At 45.8% G+C, this 14704-nt stretch carries 20 protein-coding genes; 18 read left to right on the top strand and 2 right to left on the bottom strand.

Features of this window, described 5'->3' with window-relative positions; all coding sequences use genetic code 11:
- Nucleotides 1–44: 44 nt before the first annotated feature.
- The 18 genes from K6T99_02495 (at nucleotide 45) to K6T99_02580 (ending at nucleotide 13827) form a co-directional block, all read left to right on the top strand.
- Nucleotides 45–1295 carry a flagellar hook protein FlgE gene (locus K6T99_02495; protein ID MCL6518679.1) on the top strand — a complete coding sequence of 417 codons (1251 nt, stop codon included), beginning with the start codon at nucleotides 45–47 and terminating at the stop codon, nucleotides 1293–1295.
- Between the two features lie 97 nt (nucleotides 1296–1392).
- Nucleotides 1393–1623: a flagellar FlbD family protein gene (locus K6T99_02500; GenBank protein MCL6518680.1), complete on the top strand. Its 231-nt coding sequence runs from the start codon at nucleotides 1393–1395 to the stop codon at nucleotides 1621–1623.
- An 18-nt stretch (nucleotides 1624–1641) separates the two neighbouring features.
- Nucleotides 1642–2427: a flagellar motor protein gene (locus K6T99_02505; protein ID MCL6518681.1), complete on the top strand. Its 786-nt coding sequence runs from the start codon at nucleotides 1642–1644 to the stop codon at nucleotides 2425–2427.
- Between the two features lies 1 nt (nucleotide 2428).
- Nucleotides 2429–3292, top strand: a complete 864-nt coding sequence (locus K6T99_02510) for a flagellar motor protein MotB (protein ID MCL6518682.1) — start codon at nucleotides 2429–2431, stop codon at nucleotides 3290–3292.
- Complete coding sequence (locus tag K6T99_02515; protein MCL6518683.1) at nucleotides 3258–3647, top strand: flagellar basal body-associated FliL family protein; 390 nt, start codon at nucleotides 3258–3260, stop codon at nucleotides 3645–3647. The genes K6T99_02510 and K6T99_02515 overlap by 35 nt, the downstream gene beginning before the upstream one ends.
- A 44-nt stretch (nucleotides 3648–3691) precedes the next feature.
- The gene (locus K6T99_02520) at nucleotides 3692–4675 is read left to right on the top strand and encodes a FliM/FliN family flagellar motor switch protein (GenBank protein MCL6518684.1); all 984 of its coding nucleotides are present in this window, start codon (nucleotides 3692–3694) and stop codon (nucleotides 4673–4675) included.
- Between the two features lie 27 nt (nucleotides 4676–4702).
- The gene (fliN, locus tag K6T99_02525) at nucleotides 4703–5170 is read left to right on the top strand and encodes a flagellar motor switch protein FliN (GenBank protein MCL6518685.1); all 468 of its coding nucleotides are present in this window, start codon (nucleotides 4703–4705) and stop codon (nucleotides 5168–5170) included.
- A 10-nt stretch (nucleotides 5171–5180) separates the two neighbouring features.
- Entirely contained in the window at nucleotides 5181–6107 is a 927-nt protein-coding gene (locus K6T99_02530) for a flagellar biosynthetic protein FliO (GenBank protein ID MCL6518686.1), read from the top strand.
- Nucleotides 6094–6840: a flagellar type III secretion system pore protein FliP gene (gene fliP / locus K6T99_02535; GenBank protein ID MCL6518687.1), complete on the top strand. Its 747-nt coding sequence runs from the start codon at nucleotides 6094–6096 to the stop codon at nucleotides 6838–6840. The genes K6T99_02530 and fliP overlap by 14 nt, the downstream gene beginning before the upstream one ends.
- 10 nt (nucleotides 6841–6850) lie before the next feature.
- The gene (fliQ, locus tag K6T99_02540; protein ID MCL6518688.1) at nucleotides 6851–7120 is read left to right on the top strand and encodes a flagellar biosynthesis protein FliQ; all 270 of its coding nucleotides are present in this window, start codon (nucleotides 6851–6853) and stop codon (nucleotides 7118–7120) included.
- Nucleotides 7121–7903, top strand: coding sequence for a flagellar type III secretion system protein FliR (gene fliR, locus K6T99_02545; protein ID MCL6518689.1), 783 nt, complete (start codon nucleotides 7121–7123; stop codon nucleotides 7901–7903).
- 22 nt (nucleotides 7904–7925) lie between these two features.
- Complete coding sequence (gene flhB, locus K6T99_02550) at nucleotides 7926–9002, top strand: flagellar biosynthesis protein FlhB (GenBank protein ID MCL6518690.1); 1077 nt, start codon at nucleotides 7926–7928, stop codon at nucleotides 9000–9002.
- Between the two features lie 68 nt (nucleotides 9003–9070).
- A complete protein-coding gene (flhA, locus tag K6T99_02555) occupies nucleotides 9071–11161 on the top strand; it encodes a flagellar biosynthesis protein FlhA (protein ID MCL6518691.1) in 2091 nt (696 codons plus the stop codon).
- Nucleotides 11162–11169: 8 nt separating this feature from the next.
- Nucleotides 11170–12198, top strand: coding sequence for a flagellar brake protein (locus K6T99_02560; GenBank protein ID MCL6518692.1), 1029 nt, complete (start codon nucleotides 11170–11172; stop codon nucleotides 12196–12198).
- 12 nt (nucleotides 12199–12210) lie between these two features.
- Nucleotides 12211–12432, top strand: coding sequence for a hypothetical protein (locus tag K6T99_02565; GenBank protein MCL6518693.1), 222 nt, complete (start codon nucleotides 12211–12213; stop codon nucleotides 12430–12432).
- A 7-nt stretch (nucleotides 12433–12439) separates the two neighbouring features.
- Nucleotides 12440–13231 carry a FliA/WhiG family RNA polymerase sigma factor gene (locus K6T99_02570; protein ID MCL6518694.1) on the top strand — a complete coding sequence of 264 codons (792 nt, stop codon included), beginning with the start codon at nucleotides 12440–12442 and terminating at the stop codon, nucleotides 13229–13231.
- 16 nt (nucleotides 13232–13247) lie between these two features.
- Nucleotides 13248–13538 carry a hypothetical protein gene (locus K6T99_02575; GenBank protein ID MCL6518695.1) on the top strand — a complete coding sequence of 97 codons (291 nt, stop codon included), beginning with the start codon at nucleotides 13248–13250 and terminating at the stop codon, nucleotides 13536–13538.
- Between the two features lie 7 nt (nucleotides 13539–13545).
- On the top strand, nucleotides 13546–13827 hold the full coding sequence (locus tag K6T99_02580) for a hypothetical protein (protein MCL6518696.1): 282 nt from the start codon (nucleotides 13546–13548) through the stop codon (nucleotides 13825–13827).
- 11 nt (nucleotides 13828–13838) lie between these two features.
- Here the strand turns inward: K6T99_02580 and K6T99_02585 are convergent, their stop codons facing one another.
- Nucleotides 13839–14291 carry a hypothetical protein gene (locus K6T99_02585; GenBank protein MCL6518697.1) on the bottom strand — a complete coding sequence of 151 codons (453 nt, stop codon included), beginning with the start codon at nucleotides 14289–14291 and terminating at the stop codon, nucleotides 13839–13841.
- Nucleotides 14288–14698 carry a flagellar export chaperone FliS gene (fliS, locus tag K6T99_02590; GenBank protein MCL6518698.1) on the bottom strand — a complete coding sequence of 137 codons (411 nt, stop codon included), beginning with the start codon at nucleotides 14696–14698 and terminating at the stop codon, nucleotides 14288–14290. The genes K6T99_02585 and fliS overlap by 4 nt, the downstream gene beginning before the upstream one ends.
- Between the last annotated feature and the right edge of the window lie 6 nt (nucleotides 14699–14704).

Genomic DNA, 14704 nt, shown 5'->3' on the forward strand with positions numbered 1-14704 from the left:
AGTCAAGCTCATTTATCGAGTTTCTTCAGGAGGTCAATTAGAGCATGATTCAAGCGATGTACAATGGTGTCTCGGGCTTACGAGCTCACAAGACACAAATGGACGTAATTAGTAACAATGTCGCAAATATCAATACGGTTGGCTTTAAAGCTTGCAGAGTGAACTTTAGAGAGATGCTTAGCCAAACTATAAGAGGGGCAACCGCACCAAAATCTGGCGGATTGGGTGGAACAGACCCTGTCCAGATAGGGTTGGGAACGAGTATAGGCAGTATTGATACTCTCTATTCCCAAGGTTCTCTCATTGCTACCGGGAAGGCTACCGATGTGGCAATTGAGGGTAGCGGTTTCTTCATTCTTACTGATGGCCAAAGCAAATACTATACCAGAGATGGGTCTTTCCAGCTTGACTCTGAAGGCTATCTGGTGTCATCTGGTTCGGGTATGAAGGTTCTAGGCTGGGCGGCTGATCCAAATACAGGGGAAATAAACACAACCTCCCCTGTAACGTTTGAATCAGCGATACGCCTTCCTGTAGGTCAGCTAGTGATTTCACGACAGACAACCTCCATAACTTATGGAGGAAACTTAGATGCAGGTTCTGAGGCTGGACAGGGCTATACCATAAGCGTTGAGATATATGACTCGCTGGGTGCGCCTCATACGCTTACGGTACTTTTCACAAAAACCACAAATGATGGTGAATGGACATGGGAAGCTGGAAGTCCTGATGCCGAACCAAGTTCGTCTGTCGGAAGCGGAACTATAGTTTTTGATTCATCTGGTAACTGCACAACAGCGACGGGTAATATCTCGCTAACATTGGCATTTCCAAATGGAGCGAGTAGCCCAATTTCAGCTACGCTTGATTTTAGGGGCATTACTCAATTGGCAGGAGAGACTACCATTTGCCCGACGTCGCAGAACGGCCTACCACTAGGCGGTTTGGATAGTTTTACAATTGGCAAGGACGGCGTCATATCGGGGTTTTTCACAAATGGTATGTGTAGTCCTCTCGGACAGATTGCCCTTGCCCAGTTCAGTAACCCATCGGGTCTGAGCCGCGTTGGCGGCAACCTGTTGGTTGAGACCAGCAATTCTGGACTACCACAGATTGGCCAAGCATCGGTCGGTAGCTTAGGGAATATCACTGCTGGTTTCCTGGAGTCATCTAATGTGGATTTGCCAACCGAGTTTGCCAATATGATAGTTGCGCAGAGAGGTTTTCAGGCAAACTCAAGAATAATTACAACCGCAGACGAGATACTTCAGGAATTGGTGCAGCTTAAGCGATAGCGCTGTGGTATTTGCCTTTCGCCGGGCATAATCGGTAGGGGGTGGAATTCAAAATTCCACCCCTGCGATTAGCCTTGATGAAAGTAAGGTGTTGCAAATGATTGCTGTGAAGCTAATAAACGGCACGGAAATAATTTTGAATTCTGATCTTATAGAGTTCATAGAAGCAACGCCGGATACGGTAATCTCGCTTTCGAACGGAAAGAAAATGATTGTTAAAGAATCCGTGTCTGAGGTTGTTGAAAAAATTATAAATTTTCGAAGGCAGATTGGCATTACCATTAAGGGATTAAAGGTTGCCGAATCTTCGTGCGTTGATGAGGACTAAATAAAGGGCAGATGAATAATGGATATTGCTACCGTAGTTGGTTTAATTCTCGCATGGGGAGCAATACTAACTGCATTGATAATGGAGGGTGGTAAGGTTACAGACCTTATCAACCCTTCTGCGTTTGTTTTAGTTGCCTTGGGTACAGCAGGTGCAACTACAATCTCGTTTTCAATGAAGCATATTCTAAGTTTGCCAGGTGTTATTCGCAACGCATTTTTTAGCAAAGAAACTGACATGCGGGAGATTATCAATACCATGGTGGAATTTGCCCGTTTGGCACGTCGTGAAGGCATACTTGTTCTCGAGCAAGAAGCCATGAACCTTGATAACAAGTTTTTGCAAATGGGCATCCAGCTTGTGGTTGATGGCACACCATCTGAGATGGTTCGGGAAATTCTAGAGACCGAAATAGCTTCACTTGAGGAGAGACACAAGGTTGGTGAGAGCATTTTCTCCACTATGGGTGGATTTTCACCTACCCTTGGCATTATTGGTACGGTCATGGGTCTTATTCACATGCTTGCCAGTTTGGACGAGCCAGGAAGAATGGGACCCGCAATTGCCGCTGCATTCATTGCAACTTTATATGGTGTTTCGTTTGCAAATTTAATCTTTCTTCCCATTGGTTCGAAGCTTAAGGTGCGGACGGCCGAAGAGGTTACTACTTATGAGATGATGATTGAAGGCATTTTGTCAATTCAAGCGGGTGACAATCCAAGAATGGTAGAAGCAAAGATGATGGCTTACCTCCCACCTAAGCTCAGGCAGAACGTGACCACACATGCAGCAAGTCAGGAGTAAGATGGAACGTCGTCGTAAATCATCTGGAGGAGAAGGTGGCGGAGGCGGCCATGACGGAGGCGGCACTCTCCGTTGGTTGCTTACCTATGCAGATATGATTACGTTGTTAATGGCTTTCTTTATTATGCTCTATTCGATGTCAATTTTGAATTTGAATAAGTTTCGCCAGGTGGCTATCTCAATTAGAAGTGGTTTTGGTGGGTTTGCGGAAGGACAAGGCAAATCTATTCTTGGAACAAGCGGACAATTTAGTGTGAAGCCGAGCCCAATAATAGGAGAAAGTGTGGGCGTGCCCTGGAAGGTAGTAAAGAAAATCCAGCGGTTTGTGCAAGAAGAAGACTTAGGCAAGTCAGTTAGATTGCGCGCAGATGAGAGAGGGTTAATTGTTAGCTTGGCTACCGATGAGATTATGTTTGCTAAGGGAAGTGCAGAGTTGTCACCCAAGGCAAAGGAAATAATTGGGGTTGTCGCTGATGTCCTTAAAGACATACCAAACTCAATTCGTGTCGAAGGGCATGCCTGTAACTTGCCTGTCTCATCAGCAAAATATCCATCAAATTGGGAGCTTTCAACGGCACGTGCTACGACTGTCGTTCGATACTTAATCGAAGTGCTTGGTTTCCCGGCAGACAGGCTTTCGGCGGCTGGTTATGCCGATACTAAGCCTATTGCACCCAATAATTGCGAGGCAAACCGCGCACTAAACAGGCGTGTGGATATAGTAGTGCTAAATTCCGAATGGGAACAGCCAAGGGAGGAATCCAATGAGCATCGTAAACGAGAAGTCGGGAAGGTTGCAGATAGCAATAATAATCGCGGTGGTGCTGGCATTGGTTCTAGGAGCAGGGGCGTTCACGTTCACTAAAATAATCAAAAAACCAAGAGGTAAGGCAGCTCAAACAAAACCAGTAGAGCTTTCCGAATGGAAATTGCCTGAATTTATAGTGAATCTTGCAGACACCGACGAGCCACGCTACCTTAAAGTCGACTTGGTGCTTGAGGTTGAAGGAAAGTCCAACAAAGGCGAGGAGGGTGGCAATGCTGAGGAGGCAAAGGCTAGGGATGCCATCATATCCGTATTGTCTCGAAAACATTTTTCAGAGTTACTGACAGAATCAGGCAAGAAACGCCTCAAATCAGAACTCAAGAATGCCCTCAATTCCAGATTAAAAGATATTGAAGTAGTAAATGTTTACTTTACTTCTTTTGCGATGCAATAGCTAACGATTGGGTTAGTTGGCCTGCCATTTAGCAGGAAAGAATTATGAAGAAACAGTTTGTGAAAAAAGAAGCGGATATCTGCTCAGGGACTATGAGCAAGTCAAGCGAAGGTGCTGTTGGAACGCCGGAGGTGCGACCATATGACTTTGTGCACCCTGATAAGCTTTCAAAGTCGAACCTTCGAGCTCTTAGGCTCGTGTTTTCAGGTTTAGAGCGCCCATGGACAGCAACTATTTCGACAAAGCTTAGAACCGAGACCCAAGCAAGCCTATTGTCCTTTGAGCAGATGCCGTTCAGTAAATATGCAGAGTCTGTATCAGAAAACACTGTTTTCTTCACTATTGTAATGCCGCCGCTCCGCGGATATGCAATTGTCGACATCTCTCCAGAGTTTGCATTGAAGTTGATCGACCGACTAGCAGGTGGCAAGGGTGAAATGCTACGTCAAGTCAGGGGGCTCACTGAAATTGAACGGCGAATTACTGGACGTTTTATTAGCAGTCTGATGCCAGGTCTTATTGATGCTTGGAAGCCTGTAACTAGCGTGGAAGCCGTCATTTCAGAATCTTTCTCATCGGTGGAAGATATTGAAATTGAGCCACAGGAATTAGTGTTGGTTGTGGGTATGGCATTGAATTCCGCTTTGGGTGAACATCAAATTAAAATTGTCTTGCCAGTTAGCTCTCTTGACCCTGTGCTTAAGTTATTAGACCCACAGAGGTGGTTAAAGAGTGAAGCTTCAGATAAGTCAACTCCTACGCAAACCCTGGCTGTTTTGCTTAATGATATTCCCATACCTGCATCTGTCCAATTGGGTCGGGCACAAGTCAGTGTTCAGGATGTATTAGATATGGAAGTCGGAGATGTAGTAAGGCTTGACAGCAAGGTAAATGATCCGCTCTTAGTTCGAATCGGCGATGAGGTAAGGTTCCTTGCGAGGCCTGGTCTCGTAGGTAAGCGTGTATCAGTTCAGGTTATTGATAAGATTGAGCAATGCATGGAGAAATGCGCTGTTTCAGAATCATAATCACAACAAACAAAAGAGGTAAAGAATATGAGCCAACAAGAAGAAAGAGCCCAAAAAAGCGAAGTAGTTGAACAGCCACCTACGGAAGAGGCAATTCATGCTAATAACTCAATTGAATCACCGAAGGTTGAGCTATCCGTAGTAGAAGGAAATGCTGAGGAGGAAAATTCTTCGGGCAGCTCGGTACGGCCGGTACGTTTTGGCCAAATTTCGCCGACTGCGGGTGTAGGCGGTCAGAGTTCAATAGACCTTATCCTTGATGTCAGTTTGGATTTGAGTGTGGAACTTGGGCGAACTAACATCCCAGTGCGTGATGTTCTTCAACTTGGCCCGGGTTCGATAATCGAACTTGACAAGTTAGCGGGAGAGCCGGTCGATATCATGGTTAACGGCAAGTTGATTGCAAGGGGCGAGGTTGTTGTCATTGATGAAAACTTTGGTGTTCGGTTAACGGAAATTGCAAGTTGCTCGGAGCGATTGCTCAAAGCTGCGTAGAGGTGTTAGGATGAAAACTCTGCTTGTTGTAAAGTGCCTGTTATATGTGCTGATGGCTGCATGTTCTTGTGGACGTGTGCTTTCTGCAGGTGCGGCAGAAAGCCAAGGAATAAATGATAGCGGAGCGGCATTGACGACAGCAATTGATGCCCAGGCAGATAATGCGACCTCAGATAACTTGGATTCATTGGATAAATCATCTCAGGAAACGCCGGTCATCATCCCAATAATTCCAGAAGATAAAAAAGCTACACCAGCAGTTTCTGTCAGCGAGGTAACCGAACCTCGAAAAGCAAAAGAAGAAGGCAGGCGAAGCAAGCCTGTTCGGCGTGCGCCACTGTACCCAGCAAGTGTGGTTGTGCAAATAAATGACTCGCAAACTTCGAAAAGGGCAGAGCCTTCACCGTATGTTATTGAAAAGAAGCGCCCAGATAAGATAGCACTCCTTTCAAATTACCAAAGAACTAATCGAGAGCCTGCCAAGAAGGAGACATCTACCATTGCTGTTGTTCTCTCCATGGTACTCAAGCTCTCTATAGTTTTAGGGCTTGCATATTTTACAATTTTGCTATTGAAATGGGTTTCATCGCGAAGAAACCTGTTGCCTAACAACCATGATTTAAAGATGGTTGCATCAGCTAAACTTTCAGCAAATAGTACTCTGCACATTGTTAATGTAAGAGGGAAAAGCCTTTTAATAGGGTGCGGTGGAGGCCAAGTGAGTCTTCTATGTGATCTGGGGGACGTATCTGAAGAAGGGTTGTCTCAATCTAACGGTCTTTTTATGGAGTATCTTGAGAAATACTCGAAGGAAGAAGCGCGACATGGTCCTGCTGGGAGGATTGCTGGCCTCTTGCGGGACTGCACGGCATATCTGCGCGAGCGTAGTCATGTCTTTGCCAGAGCGTCAGGTAGAGGTGTGAATGATGAGGGCTAGGATTTTGACGGCAGGGTATGCGCTGTTTGGCTTTTTCGGTACCGCAGCGGCAGAGCCCGTAATTCCAAAGCTAAATATTGGCATCGAGGCGGCAAACAGTCCCCAAGATGTTTCTGTGAGCCTGCAAATCCTTCTAATCCTTACGGTTCTGTCGCTTGCGCCGGCAATGCTAATCATGCTGACATCGTTTACAAGAATCGTAATCGTTCTCTCATTCACTAGGAGTGCGCTTGGTACTGCTCAGGTGCCGCCAAATTCGGTACTGATTGGATTAGCGCTTTTCCTTACCTTTTTTACTATGGCGCCGATATTTATTAATATAAACGACGCGGCACTCCAGCCGTACCTGCATAGGGAAATAAGCTTCGATGAGGCACTTGACCGCGCGTCCTCGCCAATAAGGGATTTCATGTTCGCTCAGGTAAGAGAGAAAGATATCGCGCTTTTCGTAAATCTTGCGCGTATTGAGCAGCCGAATAGTGAATCTGATGTGCCAATGTACGTGCTTATTCCTGCATTTTTAATTAGCGAACTATATAAGGCTTTCAGCATTGGATTCATGATCTTCATCCCATTCTTGGTAATAGACATGGTTATTGCAGTAACCCTGATGTCTATGGGCATGATGATGCTTCCGCCCGTGGTGATCTCGCTTCCTTTTAAAATTTTGCTTTTTGTGCTTGTAGATGGTTGGCACTTAATCGCTCAATCGCTCACAATGAGCTTTCACTGAGGTGTAGACTATGACTGATTCAAACGTTCTGAGTATTGCACAACATGCATTGACTTTGGCGGTTGCCATATCTGCGCCAATTTTGGGTGCTGGATTGGTAGTGGGCTTGGTAGTAAGCATTTTCCAGGCTGCCACACAAATACATGAAATGACAATAACATTTATACCAAAAATTCTGGCAGTTGCAGCGGCCTTGACTGCTTGTGGGCCGTGGATGGTGCGGCAGGTTGTAGATTTCACTACTGTTTTGTTTCAAAGCATACCAACGATGGTGAGATAGATGGACCTAGCATCGTTTAGCTTGGAGAGGCTTGAAACATTTGTATTGATTCTCTCGCGCACAGCGGGGATATTTGCCATAACGCCACTGTTTGGCTCAAATCAGGTGCCTTTACAGATACGTGTTGCAATGGCGGTGGGACTTGCAATTGTATTCATGCCTCTCTACCGGCTTAATGGAGTGCTAGCATCCGATGCCCTTCAAATGGCGTTGCTAATTGGGAAAGAGACATTGGTTGGATTAGTAATCGGATTCGTAGCTACGTTGGTACTAACGACTGTTCAAATAGCAGGTGAATTCATAGATATGCAGTCGGGATTTAGTTTTGCAAGCATGGTTGACCCGGTCAATGGAACGCATACTGCCGTGGTAGCAAGACTTCATTATTTGATTGCTGGCCTTTTGTTTTTTGTGACTAACGCCCACCATGTGATGATTCAAGGCCTTGCAGATAGCTTCAGTCTGGTTCCAATTGGCCAATTAGTCATAAATTCGGCTGTGGCTAATGGAGTTATGGATTTGTTTGTCCATTTATTTATGGTTGCGATTCGTATTGCCATGCCAGTCCTTAGCGCTGTTTTTCTTGCTGATATATCGTTGGCGCTAATTGCTCGGGCTGTTCCCCAGATGAATGTGCTCATAGTGGGTTTCCCCTTGAAGATTGGGGTTGGCCTCGTTGGCATTCTTGTTGCTTTGCCGATCATAATGGCTTCTGCTCAGGGATTATTTGGTGATATATACAGTCAGACGGGGAGTATTCTTCGCCTGTTTGTTGGTCAATAGGCACAGCTAGGAGAATTTAGGAATGGCTTCACAAGACAGGACCGAACCTGCAACCCCGCGAAGGCGGGAGGAAGCAAGGCAAGAGGGCAAAGTTGCCAAAAGCATGGACGTCAATTCTGTTGTTGTCCTGCTTGCTGGGATTCTCCTCCTGAAAGTTGCCGGGCCATATATGCTAAGAGGATTGATGGCAATTGCCACGGATGCATTTTCTCACTTGCATTCTCGCGAAATAACTATGAGCAATATTGGAACATATTTAGCGTCATATGGAGTTCGCGGAGCGCTTATCTGTCTTCCTTTGGCGATTGGGTTAGGTGCAGTAGGCATAGCGTCTAATGTGATGCAAGTCGGCCTAAAAGTTACACCAAAGGTGCTAAATCCCGATTTGAATAGGCTCAATCTGGTGCAGGGGATTGCAAGGTTGTTTTCATGGCGCTGTGGTGTAGAAATCATAAAGCTAGTGGCTAAAGTAGGCATTGTTGCTTGGGTTGTTTATGCTTCTTTAAAAAACCAATATTTCTTGCTCGTAAATTTGGCGGGTATGCCTCTTGTCAGCGGTTTTCTTCTAGTAGGGAGCCTCTGCTGGCAGCTTGTTTTGCGAGCATGGATTGTTATGTTGGCAATGGCAGTTTTCGATTTTATATATCAGCGCTTTCAATTCGAACAAAGCATGAAGATGACCAAACAAGAGGTTAAGGATGAGTACCGGCGTTCGGAAGGAGACCCTTACATAAAGGCAAGGATTAGACAGCGCCAAAGGGAGATAGCTCGCGGACGAATGTTCCTTGATGTTGCGAGGGCAGATGTAGTGATTACCAACCCAGTTCACCTGGCAGTGGCGTTAAGATACGACTCGGCTGAGATGGCTGCGCCAACCGTTGTTGCCAAGGGCCAACGGCTCATTGCTGAGAAGATCAAGGCCATCGCCGAAGCACATTGCGTTCCAATAATTGAAAACCCGCCGGTCGCAAGGTTGCTATATAAGACTGTCGAAGTCGGTCAACAGATACCCGAAAGCTTGTATCAAGCAGTTGCTGAGATTCTAGCTTATGTATACAGAATGAGCGAGAGAACTGATAACAGGCACGCGGCTGCCTAATGTGTTTTCGTTCTCCCAAGCAATAGCGCAATTTAGGATGATAAGATGAGGGCGGAAAAGGACTAATTATGGCAACAGTTATAGCACCTCGGAAGCCATTAGGGCTTCAAACAATAACCAAATACAGCGATTATCTTGTTGCTTTCACTGCTGTCATCGTCGTGGGAATGCTGATAATGCCAATTCCTGCGTGGTTGCTCGACGTCTTACTAACACTAAACATTGCAATGGCGATGACCGTTTTGCTGGCAACAATCTATACTCCACAGCCGCTTGAGTTTGCTTCTTTTCCGTCTATGCTTTTGGTTACTACGCTTTTCCGTCTTGCCCTCAACATTTCAGCCGCAAGACTAGTACTGCTTAGCGGTTCTGCCGGGGCACTCATTTCGGCATTTGGTACGGTTGTTGTCGGCGGTAACTACGTTGTCGGTGTTGTTATTTTTATTATTATTGTAATTATCCAATTCATAGTCATAACCAACGGCACAGGTCGAGTTGCTGAAGTTGCTGCAAGGTTTACGCTAGATGCAATGCCAGGAAAGCAAATGGCTATTGATGCGGACCTCAATGCCGGCATTATTGATGAAGAGGAAGCTCAAGCTCGCCGAAAAGCAGTCGCACGAGAGGCTGACTTTTATGGTGCCATGGATGGTGCAAGCAAGTTCGTTCGGGGGGATGCTCTTGCCGCAGTTGTCATGATAATAATCAACATCCTTGGCGGAGTCATGATTGGCGTACTTCAACGGCATATGAACTTTATAACCGCTCTCCAAAACTATACGCTATTGACAATTGGTGTGGGTCTTGTTACGCAAATACCCTCTTTGCTAGTGTCGACCGCGACAGGCTTAATGGTTACAAAGGTATCATCAGAAAGCAATCTGGGTAGCGAATTAACTTCACAAATGCTTGGCCAGCCAAAAGCAGTTTGGATTACATCAGCAATATGTGCAATACTCGCATTAATTCCGGGGCTTCCAAAAATGCCATTTATTCTTGCTGGTTTATTTGGAATTGGTTTGGCATTCTTAATCAAGGGGCAAGCGCAACCTCGCACTGAGGAGCAGAAGGAAATCATAACTCCAAGGCCCCCTGAATCCATGACAGATTTGCTTGCGGTTGATCCTATTGAGGTTGAGCTAGGATATGGTTTAATACCACTAGCTGATCCAAAGCAAGGTGGCGACCTCCTAGATAGAATCACTGCAGTACGAAGGCAGGCAGCGCTCGAACTTGGTCTTCTTGTTCCTGCAATTAGAGTTAGAGATAATATGCAGCTTAAACCGAACGCCTACTCAGTTAAGCTTCGCGGTATCGAGATTGGCACAGGCGAAGTATATTCCGGCCAGTTGTTAGCGATGAACCCTGGGACGGCGACTGCTGAGCTCCATGGTATAGAAACTGTTGAACCAGCCTTCGGACTTCCAGCGATTTGGATCTCCGAACTCCAACAGACAGAAGCTGAGATGGCCGGCTATACGGTTGTTGATCCACTAACCGTTATGATTACACACCTAAGTGAACTTATTAAGAAACATGCGGCGGAAATTTTGACGCGACAAGACACGCAAACGCTAATAGACACTGTTAAGGAGAAGTCGCCTGCAGTTGTTGAAGAACTTGTTCCAAATCTTCTGAGCATCGGTGACATCCAGAAAGTCCTCCAAAACTTGCTATCAGAGCGGGTCTCAATCCGAGATCTGGGTGTCATTTTAGAAGCGCTAGCCGATGGTGCACGGCTTACAAAAGATGCCGATTTGTTGACTGAGTATGTGCGCCAGGCTCTTTGCAGGCAAATTAGCAAACAATATCAGTCGCCAGAAGGTTGTATTCATGTAATTACCCTTGACCCGGCTGTCGAACAGATACTTGCAGAAGGTATTCGTCAGACGGATACGGGTTACCAATTGGTTCTAGAGCCGCGAATTGCCCAGCGAATTCTTGAAGAGACTCGGAACCAAGCAGAGCGAATGGCAGCGTTAGGATATCAACCTGTCATTCTCTGCTCGCCTAAGGTGAGGATTCACTTTAGGCGGCTTATTGAACGAATGGCTCCAACGCTAGCTGTTTTGTCGTTCAATGAGCTAAGTCCAGGTACCAAACTTGAAACACAGGGAATGGTGAGCCTGGCGAATGAAAGTTCTTATGCAGTAAAGTGAGGTAGCAAGTGTTTTGGCGCAAGAAAACTGAAGACAGGGTGAATATCTTTTCCCTCGTGAGGGTCAACGACAGAATTCAATTGAAAGTCTATGGACGCGCATATCTAAGTCGTGTTGAAGATATTCGAGGGCAGGAGCTGTTTGTTGGCGCCCCTGTGGAGCAGAACCGAGTAAGGATGTTACCGACAGGACGTGAGGTCACGGTTAGCTTGTTTGCAGTTCATGGACTGCAACAATTCTCTGCCGTCGTTGTTCGCATGGAAACAAACCGAATCCCACTTGTTGTCTTGTCGAATTTCAAGGCGATAGGCACAGTTCAACGAAGAGAGTATGTTAGGGTGCTGCAGAAGCTTCCTATACGTTATAGGCCACTTTCGGGTCCTAAGGGTGGTGGGCCTTGGTTCAATGGAATAACGAACGACTTGAGCGGCGGCGGGGTCCAGTTGACTGTAAGACATTGTGGACTAGAGGTTGGAGATCTCTTGGAGATAGAACTCTTTTTGCCCGGAGAGGAACCTATTAGTGCGGTTGGACAGGTCGTCCGTTCAACGCAGGGTTATTTTTCAATACTCAGCGGTCAGACAATTGGCATTAAGTTTACAGAAATAGATTCGGCAGAGCGCGACCGAATTGTCCGTTATGTCTTCAAAAAGCAATCAGAGATGCTTGATTCGCGCCGTAGTTTTGTTCGCGTAAGGCAGCGTGTGGAAGTTTCCTACAGACGCTCAAACAAACATTCATTTGAGAGAGGATACACTCTGGATATGAGCACGGGTGGCTTGCGGTTGGTGGCTTTGTCAGGTGAGAGTTTCAACACAGGTGATATCCTCGATATTTGGATTGTTCTTTCCAACTCGACAATTATCGGAGCAACCGGTGAAGTTGTCTGGGTAGGGAATGGAAAAGAAACTTCAGCTCAGGAACAGCAAATAGGTATAAAATTTACCAAGATTGATTCAGAATCAAGGGCTTTGCTTGCTGATTTTCTTTCTGGCGCACGGACGGAAGATAACCAGCTGGATGATAAGGCAGCATAGGACTGAAGAACTATGGATGGATTTTATCAGTTGGTGTGCCTGCTGATATCGCTTGCAGGTTTCATGATAGTCATAGGGGTCCTGCTAATACGAGGTGAGCCTATTCTTGTCACCGCAGTTAAGGGCGTGCTGGCTTTTGTGGCGCTCAAAATTATTCTAGGTGTATTAAGCAAGCTTTTTAACGCAGTAGCCTGCTCTGAAAACACCAACGAAAGAAACAGGAATGAAACCTAGATAGACTTTGTGGAGGTTTGCGAACTTGCCAAAGACAGACCTTCTGTGGAAACGATACAAGCAGGGTAGGGATTTAGATGCGCGAGAGCAATTGATTCTAAACTATGCGTATCTGGCAAAGTATGTTGTTGACCGTATGACTGTTCGGCCAAGTGCGGTTATGGATTACGACGACTTGCTTGGGCATGCCGTCGTTGGGCTTATCGATGCTGTAGAGAAGTTCGACCCCTCTAGGGACGTCAAATTTGAAACCTATGCCGTAACTCGAATTAGAGGGGCCGTACTTGATGCGATCAAAAGTCTTGATTGGATGCCTAGAACCATTCGTTCACTGGAGCAAGAGCTTAGACAAACGTTCGCACGCTTAGAAGCAGAACTTGGCCGCCCAGCAACTGATCAAGAGGTCGCTTCATCACTTGGAATAACTGTTGATGCTCTGAATGAACGACTTGCGGATATAGCTCAGTCGGCGCTTCTCTCGTTTGAAGAGCTCTTATCTTTTAGAGAAGAGAATTTTGGCGAAAGTGGTATCTATTCCTTAAACGACCCCTCGGACGACCCCATTTTGGCTGCCGAGTTGAATGAACGAAGCAAGCTACTTGCTAAGGCAATTACCGACCTTCCCGAAAAAGAAAAGCTTGTAATTAGCTTATACTATAATGACGGGTTGACGCTAAAAGAGATTGCAAAAGTCCTAGGCGTCACTGAATCAAGAGTCTGCCAATTGCATTCCAAAGCGGTTGTAAGGCTGCAAGGGAAATTGGCAAGGTATGCTGATTTGCTTGTTGCCGCGGCATAACGTGGAGGTGTTCAAGGTGGATGTTCGTGCGTCAGATACTTCAAACTTGGCGGCTCAACAGGTTGAATTAAAGCGTGGGGAACCGGTCAGGGAACGTTTACATGGACAGGTTCATGATCCATTTGCAGCTCACGCGGCGGCTCAAGTCGACGGACAAGTATCACGTCCAAAATTGTCTAAAGAACTCAGGAGAGGCAAGAAAAACGAAGAACATACAAGAAACCAATTTTCAGTAGAGCAGGAATCCGAACAATCCAATGTGTCCGAAACAGAGATTGAACACCATGTTCTTGATGTGAGGGTATAAGAAGTATATGAACGAAGGTTGGTTCACATTTTGTTTGGTGGCTGCCATAATCTTGTGTTCTGGGTGCGTTCTTGTAGCTGCAATTATGCGAACAGTTGCTGTCCAGCGTCAACGCGAAGCACTCATAACCGATAACCTGCGAGCGCTCGAAGAATCCACTGTCTTCTTGATAGAGCAATTGAGGTCAGAAACCGAACGAATGATTGCAGAAGTTGAGCAACGGAGGAAAGTTCTCGCTGAATTAATCGCAGAGTTTGACAAACAGCTTTCAGTAATCGCTAGAAAATGAGCAATATTTTCCTAAAGTATATTATCTAGAAAGCGTGAACTTTGCATTTGGGGTTGCTTTTCGTATGTTTTAATGAGACTGCGGTGTTGTCTCAGCCTTGCCAGGTTTTTTCTGTATTCGCCAAGCAGTGCGTGTAAAGCATCTTCACAGGCAGCTTGCTTCTCCATCAGCGATTTTAGACCAGTGGATACCTGCTCTATTATTTGCTCCAAATGGGGATGCTTGTTGATACCGTCTTGGCTCCGAGTTGGCAGTCGTTTGGCGATTGATTGCAGTTGATTTGAACACCGCTTGATTTCTTCACATGCCTGGGCTCTTTCTTCAAGTATGCTCGCAACAGAGCCAATATCTGAATTGCTAATTTTCACCATGAGTTGCAAAGACAAATCGCACGCTCGTTGCAAATGCCGGTCGAACTTAATTCCGATTTGAATTGCTTCTTGAATAGCGTCTGCGGTGGTCATGCTGCCTTTGCCTCTAGTTTAGACTGGCCAGAGCGTGCAAGCAATTCGGCTTCTGCCCAAGTTTGCCTAAGTTCAGAAAGAATTTGGATTACTTCTTCCAAAGCCCTTTGGTCGTCTTTTATATTGGCATGCGTGAGACGGTCGAATATATAGGAATATAGGCTATAAAGGTTTTCGGCAAGCTGGCGGTCAACATTCATATCAAGGCTTGAAATAAGTTCTAGAACGATATTTTGCACTTTACGTATATTCTCGCTTTGCTGGTCCAGCTTACCTTCTTTCATCTTTTCAGCTGCCGTTTTGGCAAATCTGATAGCCGCATCGTAAGCCATGAGGAGTAGTTTGCCAGGGGATGCGGTTTTGAATTGGTTTTCTACATATTGCGAGTATGGACTGTTTACTGACATGGCATC

The sequence above is a fragment of the Armatimonadota bacterium genome (assembly GCA_023511795.1).
Lineage (GTDB): Bacteria > Armatimonadota > UBA5829 > DTJY01 > DTJY01 > JAIMAU01.

Coding starts and splice junctions, on each gene's coding strand:
- K6T99_02565 (MCL6518693.1), top strand. CDS start 12,211: ATGGATGGATTTTATCAGTTGGTGTGCCTGCTGATATCGCTTGCAGGT.
- K6T99_02520 (MCL6518684.1), top strand. CDS start 3,692: ATGAAGAAACAGTTTGTGAAAAAAGAAGCGGATATCTGCTCAGGGACT.
- fliN (MCL6518685.1), top strand. CDS start 4,703: ATGAGCCAACAAGAAGAAAGAGCCCAAAAAAGCGAAGTAGTTGAACAG.
- fliP (MCL6518687.1), top strand. CDS start 6,094: ATGATGAGGGCTAGGATTTTGACGGCAGGGTATGCGCTGTTTGGCTTT.
- K6T99_02495 (MCL6518679.1), top strand. CDS start 45: ATGATTCAAGCGATGTACAATGGTGTCTCGGGCTTACGAGCTCACAAG.
- fliS (MCL6518698.1), bottom strand. CDS start 14,698: ATGTCAGTAAACAGTCCATACTCGCAATATGTAGAAAACCAATTCAAA.
- flhB (MCL6518690.1), top strand. CDS start 7,926: ATGGCTTCACAAGACAGGACCGAACCTGCAACCCCGCGAAGGCGGGAG.
- K6T99_02505 (MCL6518681.1), top strand. CDS start 1,642: ATGGATATTGCTACCGTAGTTGGTTTAATTCTCGCATGGGGAGCAATA.
- K6T99_02585 (MCL6518697.1), bottom strand. CDS start 14,291: ATGACCACCGCAGACGCTATTCAAGAAGCAATTCAAATCGGAATTAAG.
- K6T99_02510 (MCL6518682.1), top strand. CDS start 2,429: ATGGAACGTCGTCGTAAATCATCTGGAGGAGAAGGTGGCGGAGGCGGC.
- flhA (MCL6518691.1), top strand. CDS start 9,071: ATGGCAACAGTTATAGCACCTCGGAAGCCATTAGGGCTTCAAACAATA.
- fliR (MCL6518689.1), top strand. CDS start 7,121: ATGGACCTAGCATCGTTTAGCTTGGAGAGGCTTGAAACATTTGTATTG.
- K6T99_02580 (MCL6518696.1), top strand. CDS start 13,546: ATGAACGAAGGTTGGTTCACATTTTGTTTGGTGGCTGCCATAATCTTG.
- K6T99_02500 (MCL6518680.1), top strand. CDS start 1,393: ATGATTGCTGTGAAGCTAATAAACGGCACGGAAATAATTTTGAATTCT.
- fliQ (MCL6518688.1), top strand. CDS start 6,851: ATGACTGATTCAAACGTTCTGAGTATTGCACAACATGCATTGACTTTG.
- K6T99_02530 (MCL6518686.1), top strand. CDS start 5,181: ATGAAAACTCTGCTTGTTGTAAAGTGCCTGTTATATGTGCTGATGGCT.